Origin of the sequence: Spongiivirga citrea (assembly GCF_010671565.1) — a bacterium.
GTDB lineage: Bacteria > Bacteroidota > Bacteroidia > Flavobacteriales > Flavobacteriaceae > Spongiivirga > Spongiivirga citrea.
This window is the reverse complement of sequence record NZ_JAABOQ010000006.1, coordinates 18,365-32,184: the sequence shown is the minus strand read 5'-3', so window position 1 is coordinate 32,184 and position 13,820 is coordinate 18,365. Positions and strand designations below refer to the sequence as shown.

Below are 13,820 nucleotides of genomic sequence, written 5' to 3'. Positions count from 1 at the left end.
ATAGTTATTTGAATATGTCAGTTTATTAAGTAGTAAGTTTTCAAGTCTTATTAAGTAGCCCCCAAAATCTTGATAATATTTGCCTCTAATCAAAAACTTGCTTGCAATCAAAAAGGATAGACACCTACTTGTCTATCCTTTTTTTGTTAGTTATTATTCGATGGGCCTTATGCTAAGGACTGCATATCCACTAACTTCTTATAAGTTGCATTCGCTTTTAAAAGCTCATCATGTTTACCCTGCTCGATGATCTTACCTTTTTGCATTACTACAATTGTATCGGCATTTTGAATAGTAGAAAGGCGATGGGCGATCACGATAGACGTTCTATTTTTCATCATATTCTCTAATGCATCTTGCACCAAACGTTCTGATTCTGTATCTAAGGCAGAAGTTGCCTCATCGAGAATCATAATTGGCGGATTTTTAAGTACTGCCCTAGCAATACTCAAGCGCTGTTTCTGCCCACCGGATAATTTATTACCGCTATCACCGATATTGGTGTTGTAGCCATCGGGTAGGTCCTTTATAAATTCGTGTGCATTGGCAATTTTTGCAGCTTCAATGATTTCTTCATCAGTTGCATTAGGCGTGCCTAATGCGATGTTACTTTTTACAGTATCATTAAAAAGAATGGAGTCTTGTGTTACAATAGCTAACAAACCCCGTAATGAATCCTTCTTTAAATCTTTAATGTCAACACCATCAATGGTAATTGACCCTTTGTTTACATCATAAAAGCGGGTTACCAGATTAGCAATGGTACTTTTTCCGCTACCAGACTGACCAACTAACGCTACTGTATGACCTTTTGGAACTTTTAGGTTGAAATCCTCAAGTACCAAATCGTCTTCATATTTAAAGGAAATATCTTTTAGAATGACTTCTTTTTCAAAGTTTGTTTTCGCTAGGGCATCTGTTTTATCGGCAATTGTATTTTCTGTTTCTAAGATTTCCAAAACACGTTCAGCAGCGGCATTACCCTTTTTAACACCATAGCTAGCCTTACTAATCGCTTTTGCAGGCGTTAGGATATTATAGGCCAACCCCATGTAAGCGAGGAATTCGGTGGCGTCTAGTGATTCGTCTACCAAAACCATTTTACCACCAAACCACAATAAGATTCCAATTACAAGAATACCTAAAAATTCACTTGTAGGTGATGCTAAATTTTGACGATTCAATAATGAATTTGAAAATTTAAAAAACCGACTGGTGGATCCCTGAAATTTTTTAAGAAACGTATTCTCAGCGTTGAATGCTTTTATCACTTTTAGTCCACCTAGTGTTTCCTCAGTTATGGATAAAAATTCTCCTTGTTCTTTTTGAACTTTATCAGACTGCTTTTTTAATGATTTCCCTATGGAGGAGATTATTATTCCCGTAATTGGGATAAAAATGAATACAAATAATGTAAGCTTGGCACTTATAAATAACATCGTTATGATGGTAAATAGTATGGTAAGTGGTTCTCTAATAATTAATTCAAGTATCGATAAAAAGGAATGCTGAATTTCTAAAACATCTGAGGTAATTCTAGCAATTACATCACCTTTCTTTTTTTCCGAAAAATAACCGATAGGTAGTTCAACTATTTTATCGTACATACTGTTTCTAATATCTTTTAAAACACCATTTCTTAGGAAGGTGATAAAAAACATGGCTAAGTAATTAAACAAGTTTTTAAGCAAGAACAAAGCTAGTATCAATCCGATACTAATTACTAGTGCTTGCATTTTATTGTCTTCTGCAAAAATCGTTACCTGATAATTAAACGAGTCTCCAATGAATTCTTTGAGACTTTCATAATTTTCGTAAATAGGCTTTGTATGAACTTGTTTTTCTTTATCAAATAGAACTTGTAACATCGGAATCAATGCGACAAATGATAACGCACTAAAGAGGGCGTATAATATATTAAAGAAGATATTTAAATAAGCGAACCTTTTGTAAGGCTTTACAAATCGCAGTATTTTTTTGAAATAATCCATTAAAGATTCATTTCCTTTTTAATTCGTGCAATTTTATCATTTAACAAGGTAGACGCTTTTTCAAAATCGGAAACACTACTTAAGTCCGATCGTACACTAAAATAAAATTTGATTTTTGGTTCAGTACCACTTGGTCTTGCAGCAATTTTTGTTCCGTCTTCGGTATAGTAAATTAACACATTCGATATAGGAATATCCATTGTATCTAAAGCGCCTGTCTTCATATTTTTTGAAGTTGAAGCTTGATAATCTTCAACTTTAATCACCTTCGATCCGTCAATCGACTCAATAGGATTTTGGCGCATATCAATCAACATCTGTTTGATTTCTTCTGCACCTTCTTTTCCTTTTTTCACCAAAGAGATTAAATCTTCTTGATACAAACCGTAGTCAACATAACTCTTTAAAAGCTCATTATAAAAAGAGCTGCCATTTGCCTTTGCATCACATGCAATTTCACAAGCGAGTAGGGTAGCGGTCACCGCATCTTTATCACGTACAAAATCACCTACCATATATCCAAAACTTTCTTCGCCGCCACCGATGAAATCAAGCTCAGGGAAGTCCATGATCATTTTGGCAATCCACTTAAATCCAGTAAGACCTTCTTTATACTCAACACCATAATCATTAGCCATTTTGGCTAACATTGGGGTAGATACGATCGTACTCCCTATAAATTCTTTTCCTTTAATTTTTCCAGCCGCTTTCCATTGGTCTAAAAGAAAACGTGTCATTACTATCATGGTTTGATTCCCATTTAATAGTATCATTTTTCCGTCATTGTCTCGTACAGCAATACCTAATCGGTCACAATCAGGATCCGTTCCTACCACCATATCAGCTCCTGTTTCTTCGGCTAGTTTGGTAGCCATAGAAAGTGCTTCGGGTTCTTCAGGATTCGGAGATTTTACAGTTGGGAAATCGCCATTTGGCTCCGCTTGTTCTTTAACAATAATAACATTATTGAAACCCGCTTTTTCTAAGGTCTTTGGAATAGCAGTGATTGAAGTACCATGCAAGGAAGTGAAAACAATCTTGAAATTGTCTTTCCCTTTTGCATTAAAACTTCCATTAGCAACGCTTTGGTTTATAAAGACATCGTCAACTTCTTCGTCAATATATTCAATTAATGATGTATTTTCATCGAACTTAATATCAGAAAAATCAAGGTTGTTTATTTCACTAATAATAGCTCCGTCTTGCGGTGGCACGATCTGACCTCCATCTTCCCAGTACACTTTATAACCATTATACTCTGGTGGATTATGCGAAGCTGTAAGGACAATTCCGCATTGACAATTTAAATGGCGCACCGCAAATGATAATTCTGGAGTGGGACGAAGATCTGAGAATAAGAACACCTTAATCCCATTTGCAGAGAAAACATCTGCGACCACTTTAGCAAGTCTTTTGCTATTATGACGGCAGTCGTATGCAATTACAACACGCACTTCCTGATTTGGAAATTGCTGTTTTAAATAATTAGAAAGGCCTTGGGTGTTTTTCCCTAAGGTATATTTATTGATGCGATTGGTTCCGACTCCCATAACACCTCGCATACCGCCGGTACCAAATTCCAGGTCTTTATAAAATCGGTCTTCGAGATCAGCTGGGTCATTTTTTAGTAGATGTTCGATCTCATTTTTGGTGTCTACATCAAAGACATCAGTAAGCCAAGATTTGGCTTTTTGAGCTACAGCGTCAGTAAGTTGTGCCATGTACTATGATTGATTAAGAATACAAAATTAGCTAATTCGCTAAGGTATGTATGAAAAAGTTGGTTAAAAGTTTCGTTTTTCCGCTATGCGATATTGCTTGTTGTCGGGTCGGGTGCGTAGGATCATTTCGCCTAGAAAGCCTGCAACAAATAGCAAGGTACCCAAGACCATAGTGGTTAATGCGATATAAAACCACGGATTTTGTGTTACCAATATAGCGGGTTGGTCATTGTATAAACGATATAATTTTAGTCCGCCAATATACCCGGCTGATACAAAACCAATAAAGAACATAAAAGCACCCCATAAACCGAAAAAGTGCATAGGTCTTTTTCCAAATTTTGATAGAAACCAGATTGTGATCAAATCTAAAAAGCCATTTACAAAGCGATTCATACCAAACTTTGTCGTTCCGTATTTTCTTTTTTGATGAATGACAACTTTCTCTCCAATTTTTTGAAAACCTGCATTTTTAGCCAGCACCGGAATATAACGATGCATTTCACCAGAAACATGAATGTTTTTGATAACAACTTTTTTGTAGGCTTTCAATCCACAATTAAAATCGTGAAGTTTGAGTCCTGAAGTTCTTCTTGCTGCCCAATTAAATAGCTTGGACGGAATATTTTTTCCGATAACGGAATCATAACGCTTTTTCTTCCAGCCAGAAACAAGATCATAGTTTTCATTATTGATCATTGCAGCCAATTCAGGAATTTCTTCTGGACTGTCTTGCAAATCGGCATCCATAGTGATAACGACATCACCAGAAGCCATTTCGAAGCCGGCATGAAGTGCTTGCGATTTCCCAAAGTTTCGTAAAAATCGAATGCCTTTTACCTCAGGATAGGCGTCTGCAAGTTTAGAAATGAGGTCCCAAGATTTATCAGTGCTGCCATCATCAATAAAGATGATCTCGTATGAAAAACGATTGGATTGCATCACTGATACAATCCAATCGTATAATTCTTGTAAAGATTCTTCTTCGTTAAGTAGTGGTATTACTACTGATAGGTTCATTGGCTTTGTTCAATATCTATAAGCCAAAAATACAAATTTAGCCGTTTAGTATGCTGGTCGTTCTTTTTTCATTATTAGACCAGTAATTAGACCGAGTATTAAACCCGCTAGAGCGCTAATTACCAAGAACACAGGAATAGTTAGTAAGGGTGATCTAAAGTTTCTTCCAAACTCTATTTGCTGTTCAATTTGCTCTTGACTCATTCCATAACCTTGAAGTGTTTGCGTGGTATAAGCTTCTTGTTTTGTGAAAAATTCTGGATCAATCACATTTGTTAATAAAAGCTGATAGGCAATTCCCACTAATCCGCCTATTAGACATAGGCCAACAGCTATTTTTAGCGCTTGTCCTAAGGTCATAAAACCTTCATTTTTTTGTTTAAATTCTCTAAGCGCTAAGACTATGATTGTTATGGTAATTAGCATTTGTATGCCAAACACTCCCCAGCCTCCTTGATAGTGCATGTCAATAAAGTAAAGCATTAGTCCAAATGCTACTCCAATAAGCCCAGATATTATGCCGTATTTAATTGCTAATGAACTGGTTTTAGGTTCTTGATTTTCCATATTTTTTATTATTAATTGGTTAGATTCTGTTAGTTGGTATCAAGTTACTAGAAATTGTTACATAAATTTGTATTTATTTTTTAAAAAAACTGCTTGTAGTTTTATTAAATAAAATTATCTTTGCACTCGCTTTTAAAGCACTACAGAAAAGTATAAGAAGATGAAAAAAGGTTTACATCCAGAAAATTATAGAATGGTAGCGTTCAAAGATATGTCAAATGAAGACGTATTTATTACTAAGTCGACTGCCGATACAAAAGAAACTATTACCGTTGAGGGTGTTGAGTATCCGCTTATCAAAATGGAAATTTCTCGTACATCTCATCCTTTTTATACTGGTAAGTCTAAATTGGTAGATACAGCAGGTCGTATCGACAAATTCAAAAACAAATACGCGAAGTTCAAAAAATAAAATTTCGTGTTTTTCAACATATTTAAAGCCTTTCGATATTTCGAGAGGCTTTTTTAATTTTTCAACTTTCTAACTTAAAACCGAAACTTTATCTTTGGTTAAACTTATCAAGTCACCTGATGAACTACATTCTATTCGACGGACCTTCAAGAAACGCTTTATTACCTTTTACTTATACAAGACCGGTTGCTGATATACGTATTGGTATTTTGACGATACGTGAAAAGTGGGAGCATTATCTGGGTAACACTACCACGACTATTACAGAGGATTATCTGGCAGAAAAATATCCTATGGTCGAACTGGAACAAAATATAATGATCAATGCATCTTATACTCCAAATGAGGATTTGGTAGACCTAGTGAAAAACCTAAAAGCAGACCAGGCTATTTTTCAACAAGATGAGGTAATCGCGTTTTATGCTAATGAAGGTCAGGAAGAGATCGATCTTACGAACTACGAAAAGATTAGTTTTGAGGGAGATGTGTTAACCGTAAAAACCACTTGGGATATTTTTTCTAAGAATGCAGAAGCGATGCAAACAGATTTCGACTTGATAACTGCGGACAGAACATCACAACCAATATCTGATACTAACCAAGTAATAGCTCCAGAGAATATTTTTTTAGAGGAAGGAGCAAAAGTAGAATGTTCAATTCTAAATGCGACTACAGGTCCAATTTATATTGGTAAAGATGCTGAGATTATGGAGGGTTCAATAATTAGAGGAGGACTAGCCATGTGCGAGCATTCGGTCTTGAAACTTGGCGCTAAAATATATGGGGCCACTACATTGGGACCTTATTGTAAAGTAGGAGGTGAGGTTAACAATTCGGTTTTATTTGGATATAGCAATAAAGGACATGATGGCTTTTTAGGAAATTCAGTGCTAGGAGAATGGTGTAATTTGGGTGCAGACACTAATAACTCTAATCTTAAAAATAACTACGCTCCGGTTCGCTTATGGAGCTATGAAACTGAAGGTTTTGCGAAAACAGGGTTACAGTTTTGTGGATTAATGATGGGCGACCATAGTAAAAGCGGAATCAATACCATGTTCAATACAGGAACTGTAGTAGGGGTGAGTGCCAATATTTTTGGTAGTGGTTTTCCAAGAAATTTTGTACCTAGTTTTAGTTGGGGTGGTGCGGTTGGTTTTACTACTTATAAAACAAATAAAGCCTATGAGGCAAATGCGGTTATGATGTCAAGAAGAGGTGTTGAATTTGATGCAAGGGAACAAGCTATTTTAGATCATATTTTTGAGGAGACTAAGAAGTGGCGAAAGGATTAGTTTAATTCTGAATTTTCTTAACCCGTTTCAATACCAACAAATTAATAGGGTTAATCCCTAACCCTTCAATATTCTTCTGCGTAAACCGAACGACTTCATCATAATAAAGCGGAACGATTGGCGCATCTGCGATAACCATACTGTCCATTTTTGTGTATAATGCTTCTCGTGCAATTTTGTCCGTAATGGTGAATGACTTTTCAAACAATACGTCGAATTCTGGATTGCTGTAGTGGTAATAATTAGGTCCGCCGGGTGTAAAATTCTTTGAATAAAAAACAGATAAATAATTCTCTGGATCAGGATAATCTGCGATCCAACTACCTCTAAAAATGTCAAGATTCCCCGTGCGCTTCGCCTGACGCAAAGTAACTGGTGGCATAACATCCACTTTTGTATTGAGGCCTACCTTTTGTAGTTCGCGTTGAATGTATTCACAGATATCTAAATACTGACTATTAGTAGCAATGGTAATAGTCGGATTTTGATCACCCGTTTCGTCCTTATACTCTTGGAGGAGTATTTTTGCCTTTTCGGGATTAAAGTTATAGCCTTCAATTTCTGCAAAACCTGGCATTCCCTTTGGTATAAATCCGCTATAGGCGGGAAAACCAATGCCATTACGTATATAAGTGATCATTTTTTGTCGATCAAATCCGTAATTAATGGCTTGCCTTATTTTAAGAGAGTTAATAGTCTGGTTATCGCCTTCTAAATAAAATCCAAGAAATTCAGAATTTAAATATGGACCTTTTACCATATTTATATTATCGGCATATCGAGATCTTAATTTCCCATCAGCTGTTAGTAATTCGTCTTTGTAGCTATTATCAATACTGTTTAAAAAATCAAAATTTCCCTGAGCAAATTGTAAAAACTCACTTTGTTTATCTGGCAAAAAGGTGATTGCAATAGCCTCCAAATAGGGGAGCGCAGTTCCATTTTTATCAACTTCATGATAATTATAGTTTTTGCGAAGCACCAGTTTTACGTTTTCTTCCCACAATTTAAAATAGAAGGGCCCTGTCCCAATTGGGTGAGATCGAAAATCGCTACCATAATGCTCTGCTACCTCACTGGGTACGGCAGCACAGTATTGCATAGTAAGTAATCCTAAAAATGCTGGAAATGGTTTTTTAAGTTGAATTATAAGGGTGCTATCATTAGCCGCTTTATAAGAATCAACATTATTTAAAACCCAACTTCCTGGCGAGGCAATTTGTGGACTTTTTAGGCGATTAAAGCTGTAAACAAAATCAGTTGCATTAACGGTTCTTGTACTATCCTTTCCAAATAAAGGCGACTTGTGAAAATAGACATCAGTGCGAAGGTTAAACTTATAGACTAAGCCATCGTCATTAATTTCCCATGATTTGGCTATATCTGGCTGCGGAATCAACTCATCATTCATTTGTACAAGACCATTAAAAAGCTGATTAATGGGCCAGATATTTTCCTGATTTCGCGCAAAAGCCGGATCTAAGCTTGTCGTGTTCTTATGTTCATTATACCTAAAAATAAGATGGTCTTTCGATTCGTTTTTAGTGCTTGTACATGCCGTGATTAAAATCAATACACAACTAGCTGATAAAAAGTATTTTAAAAGGGTCGTGCGGCCAGTAATAGATTTTATCATGCGAAAATTAGTTGGTATCTTTGCGCCCGCTAAAAGCGCAAACAAAACTGCTTTTTTAAAAAAGTGAAGGTAGTACTTTCTCTATTTTTTTAAAAGGAATCGCTTAATTGGTAATGGATACAAAAAAGGTCGCGTTTTACACACTGGGTTGTAAACTCAATTTCTCTGAAACTTCTACGATTGCTAGGAGTTTTAAAGATGAGGGGTTTAATCGTGTTGAATTTTCCGAAACTGCTGACATTTATGTGATCAATACTTGTTCGGTTACCGAAAATGCTGATAAGCGTTTTAAAACTATTGTAAAGCAGGCTCAAAAGACAAATGAAGAAGCTTTTGTTATTGCCGTTGGTTGTTATGCCCAACTAAAGCCTGAAGAACTGGCGGCGGTTGATGGTGTGGATTTAGTTTTGGGAGCAACTGAGAAGTTCAAGATTACAGATTATTTAAATGACCTTTCTAAAAACGATCATGGTGAGATTCATTCATGCGAGATCAAAGAAGCCGATTTTTATGTAGGTAGTTATTCAATCGGTGATCGAACTCGAGCCTTTTTAAAGGTTCAGGACGGTTGTGACTATAAGTGTACCTATTGTACAATTCCATTAGCAAGAGGCATTTCTCGTAGTGATACGCTAACCAATGTCTTGCAAAATGCAAAAGAAATCTCCGAAAGAGATATCAAGGAGATTGTTTTAACCGGTGTGAACATCGGTGATTATGGTAAAGGTGAATTTGGAAATAAAAAACACGAACATACTTTTTTCGAGTTGGTGCAGGCGTTGGATAAAGTCGAAGGTATCGAACGTTTGCGTATAAGTTCTATCGAACCAAATTTACTTAAAAATGAAACGATTGATTTTGTAGCAGGAAGTAAGGCATTTGTACCTCATTTTCATATTCCATTGCAAAGTGGTAGTAATGAGTTGCTGAAATTAATGCGTCGTCGATACATGAAAGAATTGTATGTAGATCGTGTTGCAAGAATTAAAAAGGCCATGCCTCATGCCTGTATTGGTGTTGATGTAATCGTTGGTTTTCCTGGAGAGACCGATGAATTATTTTTGGAGACCTACAATTTTCTTAATGAATTGAATATATCGTATCTACATGTATTTACATATTCTGAAAGAGAAAATACGGTAGCTGCCAAAATGAATGGAGTTGTGCCAAAGAATGTGCGAAGTAAGCGCAGTAAAATGCTTCGCGGATTATCAGTTAAAAAGCGTCGTGCTTTTTACGAAAGCCAACTAGGATCGATCAGAAATGTGTTGTTTGAAGGAGAAAATAAAGAAGGCTACATTCAAGGATTTACTGAGAACTATGTAAAAGTAAAAGCACCTTGGCATCCTGATCTGGTAAACACAATACAAGAGGTTGAGCTTACTAAAATTGATAAGGACGGACTAGTTCGTTTCGATTTTATAAAAGAAGCCGTAATTCAATAGGTCAAAGTCAATTCTTTCTATACCAAATATCTTTTTTGAAGTAACGTTTAGCGTCTTGATTCTAAAATTTAGCAGCGAAGTAATCTTGAAGTAAAGGCATAAAAAAAAGATGACACTAGGGTCATCTTTATCAGTTTCGTCAATCTTAAAATTAGATTCTTACGCCTACTGGAAGCAATGATTTATACTGTCTGTTTCTACGCATAAATTTTACAATCTTAGGACTTGTTGGCATCACCCGAAGGTTTCGTTCTTCAATGTTACTTAAGATCTGGACAATAAATTCGTTTTCAAATTCCTCTCCTTCTAAAGTCTCAGGAACGATCATTTTGGTTAAAAAGATTTTTCTTTCTTGTAATGAGTACTCCACTTTAGCAAGATCATCTTCAATCTTCAACTCGAATTGGCGCAAAAATTCATTGTCTTTAAGAACAGCCGTCTCTATCATATTCATTTATTTTTAGTTTTACCAACAGGTAATTTATTATTCAAAATAAGCCCAACTCCAAAGCCCATGCGTCAGCACATACTAAAATTGTACAGGCAGGTTGATTTCTGTTAAAAGATGGTTGTTTTGTTAATATATGTTGGTTGGGAATCGCTATTTTTGCGATGCAAAGATACGAAAACTTCTTCGATTTCTCTGTTATTCTCTCAAAATTAACGTAATGCAAGACTTGATACATGTGTATTTGATGCCAGGAATGGCTGCTAATCCAAGTATTTTTGAACATATTAAACTACCAGAAGAAACGTTTCAGATACACCTATTAAGCTGGGAAATTCCCTTAAAGAGGGAAAAGTTATCCGCTTATGCCAAAAGAATGAGCGAGAAAATCGAGCATAAAGACCCTGTTTTAGTGGGGGTTTCTTTCGGAGGAATTTTGGTACAAGAAATTAGCCAGCATATTAATGTTAGAAAAGTTGTCGTAGTAAGCAGCGTAAAGCATCAAAATGAGTTGCCTGTAAGAATGAAACTTGCCAAGCAAACTAAGGCGTACAAATTACTGCCAACTGGATTAATAAATAATATCGACTTTCTTGCAAAATATGCTTTCGGAGAAGTCGTTACTAAACGTGTAGAGTTGTACGAAAAATATCTTTCTGTACGCGATAAGTATTACTTAGACTGGTCCATTCACAATATCGTAAACTGGTCGGCGCCAAAAAATGTTGACAATATGATACATATACATGGTGACAAGGATGGTGTTTTTCCAGTTTCAAATATTAAAGATCATATAAACGTAAAGGGGGGGACTCATGTTATGATTATTAACAAATACAAGTGGTTCAACGAGAATTTACCCGATTTAATCTTATCGTAATTAACAGGAATAGTCTCAATTGATGAATTTCTGTATATTTAAACCGATCTTACTTAAAGTTTGAAAATAAATTTACCCCTATGAAGTTGCTAAAGAAATCCCTTATTGGTATTGGTGCATTTGCAGTATTGTTTATGTTGATCAATGCAGTAAGCGCCAAGAAAAATGAAGTAAAAGAAGAAAAAGAACCAACGTCTGCAGCTAAAGTTGCAAACGATTATAATGTATACGCATTATCTATTCCTGACAATCTTGATTTTGCAGGTGAAAAAATGCCGCTGGAAGATCCTGATGTTTATGAACGTATGGATCGCGAGTTATTGGTAAATACCTATTGGCAATCTAATGGATTGTTGATGTTTAAACGCGCACATAAGTTTTTTCCCATTATTGAACCTATTTTAGAAGAGGAAGGCGTGCCAGAAGATTTCAAATATTTAGCCTTAATTGAAAGCGGATTGGAAAATGTGACTTCACCAGCAGGCGCAAAAGGGTTTTGGCAGATCATGAAAGCTTATGGGCGAGAAAACGGCTTAGAGATCAATGAAAATATTGATGAAAGAAATAATTTAGAAAAGGCAACCCGTGCAGCCTGTGCCTACTTTAAAAAGGCTAAAAAACGTTTTGGTAGCTGGACTTTAGCTGCTGGGTCGTATCATAATGGTCAGTTTGGAATTAGTAAAGAACTGGAACGCCAGAAAGCTAATAGCTATTACGACTTATTATTAGGACCTAACGGAAGACGTTATGTATTTCGCATTGTGGCACTCAAAGAAATTGTAAATAATCCTAAAAAATACGGTTTCAATTTTACTGAGGATGATTTGTATCAACCTATTCCGACTTATAAAATAGCGGTAGAAGAACCTATTCCAAATCTTGCTGAGTGGTCTAAGAATAAAGGGATAAACTATAAGGTGCTTAAAATTCATAATCCTTGGTTACGAGAAAACAAACTGAATAATAGGTCGGGAAAACTATACTACATCACCTTACCGAAAGAAGGCTATTATAAGCAGGAATAAAATGAGCACACAGGTAATTGTCTGGCTAATCGTTATTGGTATTCTTGCCGGAGTACTTAGCGGTATAGTTGGCATTGGCGGAGGTATCGTAATGGTGCCTTTATTGGCTATTTTACTTGGTTTTACGCAGCACGAGGCTCAAGGTACAAGTTTGGCAGCCATGCTTCCTCCTGTAACTATACTAGCAGTAATGAACTACTACAAAGCCGGACATGTTAATTGGAAATACGCATTTCTAATTTCAGCAACTTTTATTATTGGAGGCTATTTTGGCTCTAAGTTTGCCGTGAACATCGACCAGAAAATGCTTCGTAAGGTTTTTGGTGGTGTAATGTTGATTGTTGCTATGAAAATGATTTTTGGGAAATAAAATTTTTTGAAGCAAGAAGCAGGACCCAAGAAACAAGATGAAAGAATGCGATTTTCCAGTTTTTAACTGCCACTGCAAACTGTTACCACCGACTGAACACTAAATTTTCTTCATCTGCCGCTGCATCATCTTGATCTGCTCTTTAAGCATACCTCGCTTGTCTAACTTCTTAGCCTCTTGTAGCAAAGTAGTAGCTTCGCGCTTGCGACGTTTTTGCATCGAGATCCCTGCAAGGCTCAATTTTGCCATGGCAATGTCATGATCCATAGACAAACCAAGCTTTAAAGCTCTTTTAAAAAACTTTTCGGCTTGAGTTAAATTGGTTTGAGAATATATAATACCGTGCAAGTAATTAAAATACCCTTGCTGTTTGGTAGTTAAAGCCGCTTCGGGTTTCTTGATATACGACAGCCATTTTTGTGTGCCCGCCATATCTTGTTTTCTCAATTTGAAGAAAGCGAGAAGGATAAATTCATTTCTAAAATAAAGAAAAACAAAAATTAAGGATAATAAGATAAGTGCAATACCATTTCCTATTTCACCTTCGGAAAATTGCCAAACTGCGATACCAACAATGATTGCAGTAATAATAAGTTTTATGTTTTTATGAAACATGTACGTTTTATTGTTTAAATACTACTTTTAAAGCCTTAAAAAGCTACTATTTTTAAGCGCTGCAAAGAAACTAATTTTTTTGCAATATATTTTTAATCCACTAGCTTGTCAAAGTAAAAAGTTGTTGTATATTTGCGCACGATTTTGAGGAGTAGTTTATCCACAAGATTTTTTAATAAAGAAGAAACGATAGCGTAAAGCACTTATACAATGAAAAGAACATTTCAACCATCGAAGAGAAAGAGACGTAATAAACACGGTTTTAGAGAGCGTATGGCATCTGTTAGTGGAAGAAAGGTGCTAGCTAGAAGACGTGCAAAGGGCAGAAAGAAAATTTCTGTGTCATCTGATCCTCGTCACAAGAAATAATGATTAACAATTGTTAATAATAAAGG

Annotated in this window: 14 protein-coding genes; 7 read left to right on the top strand and 7 right to left on the bottom strand. The window is 35.9% G+C overall.

Translation table 11 applies throughout. The features are described from left to right. Positions 1-167: 167 nt before the first annotated feature. The 4 genes from GWK10_RS14825 to GWK10_RS14810 form a co-directional block, all read right to left on the bottom strand. Positions 168-1,991: an ABC transporter ATP-binding protein gene (locus GWK10_RS14825; RefSeq protein ID WP_164033179.1), complete on the bottom strand. Its 1,824-nt coding sequence runs from the start codon at positions 1,989-1,991 to the stop codon at positions 168-170. Continuing rightward, complete coding sequence (locus GWK10_RS14820; RefSeq protein ID WP_164033178.1) at positions 1,991-3,712, bottom strand: phospho-sugar mutase; 1,722 nt, start codon at positions 3,710-3,712, stop codon at positions 1,991-1,993. The genes GWK10_RS14825 and GWK10_RS14820 overlap by 1 nt, the downstream gene beginning before the upstream one ends. 63 nt (positions 3,713-3,775) lie before the next feature. Continuing rightward, entirely contained in the window at positions 3,776-4,732 is a 957-nt protein-coding gene (locus tag GWK10_RS14815) for a glycosyltransferase family 2 protein (RefSeq protein WP_164033177.1), read from the bottom strand. 45 nt (positions 4,733-4,777) lie between these two features. After that, the gene (locus GWK10_RS14810) at positions 4,778-5,299 is read right to left on the bottom strand and encodes a DUF4199 domain-containing protein (protein ID WP_164033176.1); all 522 of its coding nucleotides are present in this window, start codon (positions 5,297-5,299) and stop codon (positions 4,778-4,780) included. Between the two features lie 160 nt (positions 5,300-5,459). Between GWK10_RS14810 and GWK10_RS14805 the strand changes: the two genes are divergently transcribed. Both GWK10_RS14805 and GWK10_RS14800 read left to right on the top strand, forming a co-directional pair. Next, the gene (locus GWK10_RS14805) at positions 5,460-5,711 is read left to right on the top strand and encodes a type B 50S ribosomal protein L31 (RefSeq protein ID WP_164033175.1); all 252 of its coding nucleotides are present in this window, start codon (positions 5,460-5,462) and stop codon (positions 5,709-5,711) included. Between the two features lie 119 nt (positions 5,712-5,830). Then, positions 5,831-7,006 carry a GlmU family protein gene (locus GWK10_RS14800; RefSeq protein ID WP_164033174.1) on the top strand — a complete coding sequence of 392 codons (1,176 nt, stop codon included), beginning with the start codon at positions 5,831-5,833 and terminating at the stop codon, positions 7,004-7,006. A gap of 1 nt (position 7,007) precedes the next feature. Here the strand turns inward: GWK10_RS14800 and GWK10_RS14795 are convergent, their stop codons facing one another. Continuing rightward, complete coding sequence (locus tag GWK10_RS14795; RefSeq protein WP_164033173.1) at positions 7,008-8,642, bottom strand: ABC transporter substrate-binding protein; 1,635 nt, start codon at positions 8,640-8,642, stop codon at positions 7,008-7,010. 113 nt (positions 8,643-8,755) lie between these two features. On the opposite strand from GWK10_RS14795, the gene mtaB reads away from it, so the two are divergent. After that, a complete protein-coding gene (mtaB, locus tag GWK10_RS14790) occupies positions 8,756-10,087 on the top strand; it encodes a tRNA (N(6)-L-threonylcarbamoyladenosine(37)-C(2))-methylthiotransferase MtaB (RefSeq protein WP_164033172.1) in 1,332 nt (443 codons plus the stop codon). 151 nt (positions 10,088-10,238) lie between these two features. Here the strand turns inward: mtaB and GWK10_RS14785 are convergent, their stop codons facing one another. Next, on the bottom strand, positions 10,239-10,535 hold the full coding sequence (locus GWK10_RS14785) for a GNAT family N-acetyltransferase (RefSeq protein WP_164033354.1): 297 nt from the start codon (positions 10,533-10,535) through the stop codon (positions 10,239-10,241). A 220-nt stretch (positions 10,536-10,755) separates the two neighbouring features. Here GWK10_RS14785 and GWK10_RS14780 point away from each other — a divergent pair, with 220 nt between their 5' ends. From GWK10_RS14780 to GWK10_RS14770, 3 genes are all read left to right on the top strand, one after another. Then, positions 10,756-11,415, top strand: coding sequence for an alpha/beta hydrolase (locus tag GWK10_RS14780; protein WP_164033171.1), 660 nt, complete (start codon positions 10,756-10,758; stop codon positions 11,413-11,415). 80 nt (positions 11,416-11,495) lie between these two features. Beyond that, positions 11,496-12,440, top strand: a complete 945-nt coding sequence (locus tag GWK10_RS14775) for a lytic transglycosylase domain-containing protein (RefSeq protein ID WP_164033170.1) — start codon at positions 11,496-11,498, stop codon at positions 12,438-12,440. Position 12,441: 1 nt separating this feature from the next. Further along, complete coding sequence (locus GWK10_RS14770; protein ID WP_164033169.1) at positions 12,442-12,810, top strand: sulfite exporter TauE/SafE family protein; 369 nt, start codon at positions 12,442-12,444, stop codon at positions 12,808-12,810. Between the two features lie 99 nt (positions 12,811-12,909). On the opposite strand, the gene GWK10_RS14765 is transcribed toward GWK10_RS14770, so the two are convergent. Continuing rightward, a complete protein-coding gene (locus GWK10_RS14765) occupies positions 12,910-13,425 on the bottom strand; it encodes a DUF2892 domain-containing protein (protein ID WP_164033168.1) in 516 nt (171 codons plus the stop codon). Positions 13,426-13,635: 210 nt separating this feature from the next. Here GWK10_RS14765 and rpmH point away from each other — a divergent pair, with 210 nt between their 5' ends. Further along, positions 13,636-13,794, top strand: a complete 159-nt coding sequence (rpmH, locus tag GWK10_RS14760; protein ID WP_164033167.1) for a 50S ribosomal protein L34 — start codon at positions 13,636-13,638, stop codon at positions 13,792-13,794. The last annotated feature ends 26 nt before the right edge of the window (positions 13,795-13,820 follow it).

Coding starts and splice junctions, on each gene's coding strand:
- GWK10_RS14775 (WP_164033170.1), top strand. CDS start 11,496: ATGAAGTTGCTAAAGAAATCCCTTATTGGTATTGGTGCATTTGCAGTA.
- GWK10_RS14785 (WP_164033354.1), bottom strand. CDS start 10,535: ATGATAGAGACGGCTGTTCTTAAAGACAATGAATTTTTGCGCCAATTC.
- GWK10_RS14795 (WP_164033173.1), bottom strand. CDS start 8,642: ATGATAAAATCTATTACTGGCCGCACGACCCTTTTAAAATACTTTTTA.
- GWK10_RS14810 (WP_164033176.1), bottom strand. CDS start 5,299: ATGGAAAATCAAGAACCTAAAACCAGTTCATTAGCAATTAAATACGGC.
- GWK10_RS14770 (WP_164033169.1), top strand. CDS start 12,442: ATGAGCACACAGGTAATTGTCTGGCTAATCGTTATTGGTATTCTTGCC.
- GWK10_RS14800 (WP_164033174.1), top strand. CDS start 5,831: ATGAACTACATTCTATTCGACGGACCTTCAAGAAACGCTTTATTACCT.
- GWK10_RS14805 (WP_164033175.1), top strand. CDS start 5,460: ATGAAAAAAGGTTTACATCCAGAAAATTATAGAATGGTAGCGTTCAAA.
- GWK10_RS14815 (WP_164033177.1), bottom strand. CDS start 4,732: ATGAACCTATCAGTAGTAATACCACTACTTAACGAAGAAGAATCTTTA.
- GWK10_RS14825 (WP_164033179.1), bottom strand. CDS start 1,991: ATGGATTATTTCAAAAAAATACTGCGATTTGTAAAGCCTTACAAAAGG.
- mtaB (WP_164033172.1), top strand. CDS start 8,756: ATGGATACAAAAAAGGTCGCGTTTTACACACTGGGTTGTAAACTCAAT.
- GWK10_RS14780 (WP_164033171.1), top strand. CDS start 10,756: ATGCAAGACTTGATACATGTGTATTTGATGCCAGGAATGGCTGCTAAT.
- GWK10_RS14765 (WP_164033168.1), bottom strand. CDS start 13,425: ATGTTTCATAAAAACATAAAACTTATTATTACTGCAATCATTGTTGGT.
- rpmH (WP_164033167.1), top strand. CDS start 13,636: ATGAAAAGAACATTTCAACCATCGAAGAGAAAGAGACGTAATAAACAC.
- GWK10_RS14820 (WP_164033178.1), bottom strand. CDS start 3,712: ATGGCACAACTTACTGACGCTGTAGCTCAAAAAGCCAAATCTTGGCTT.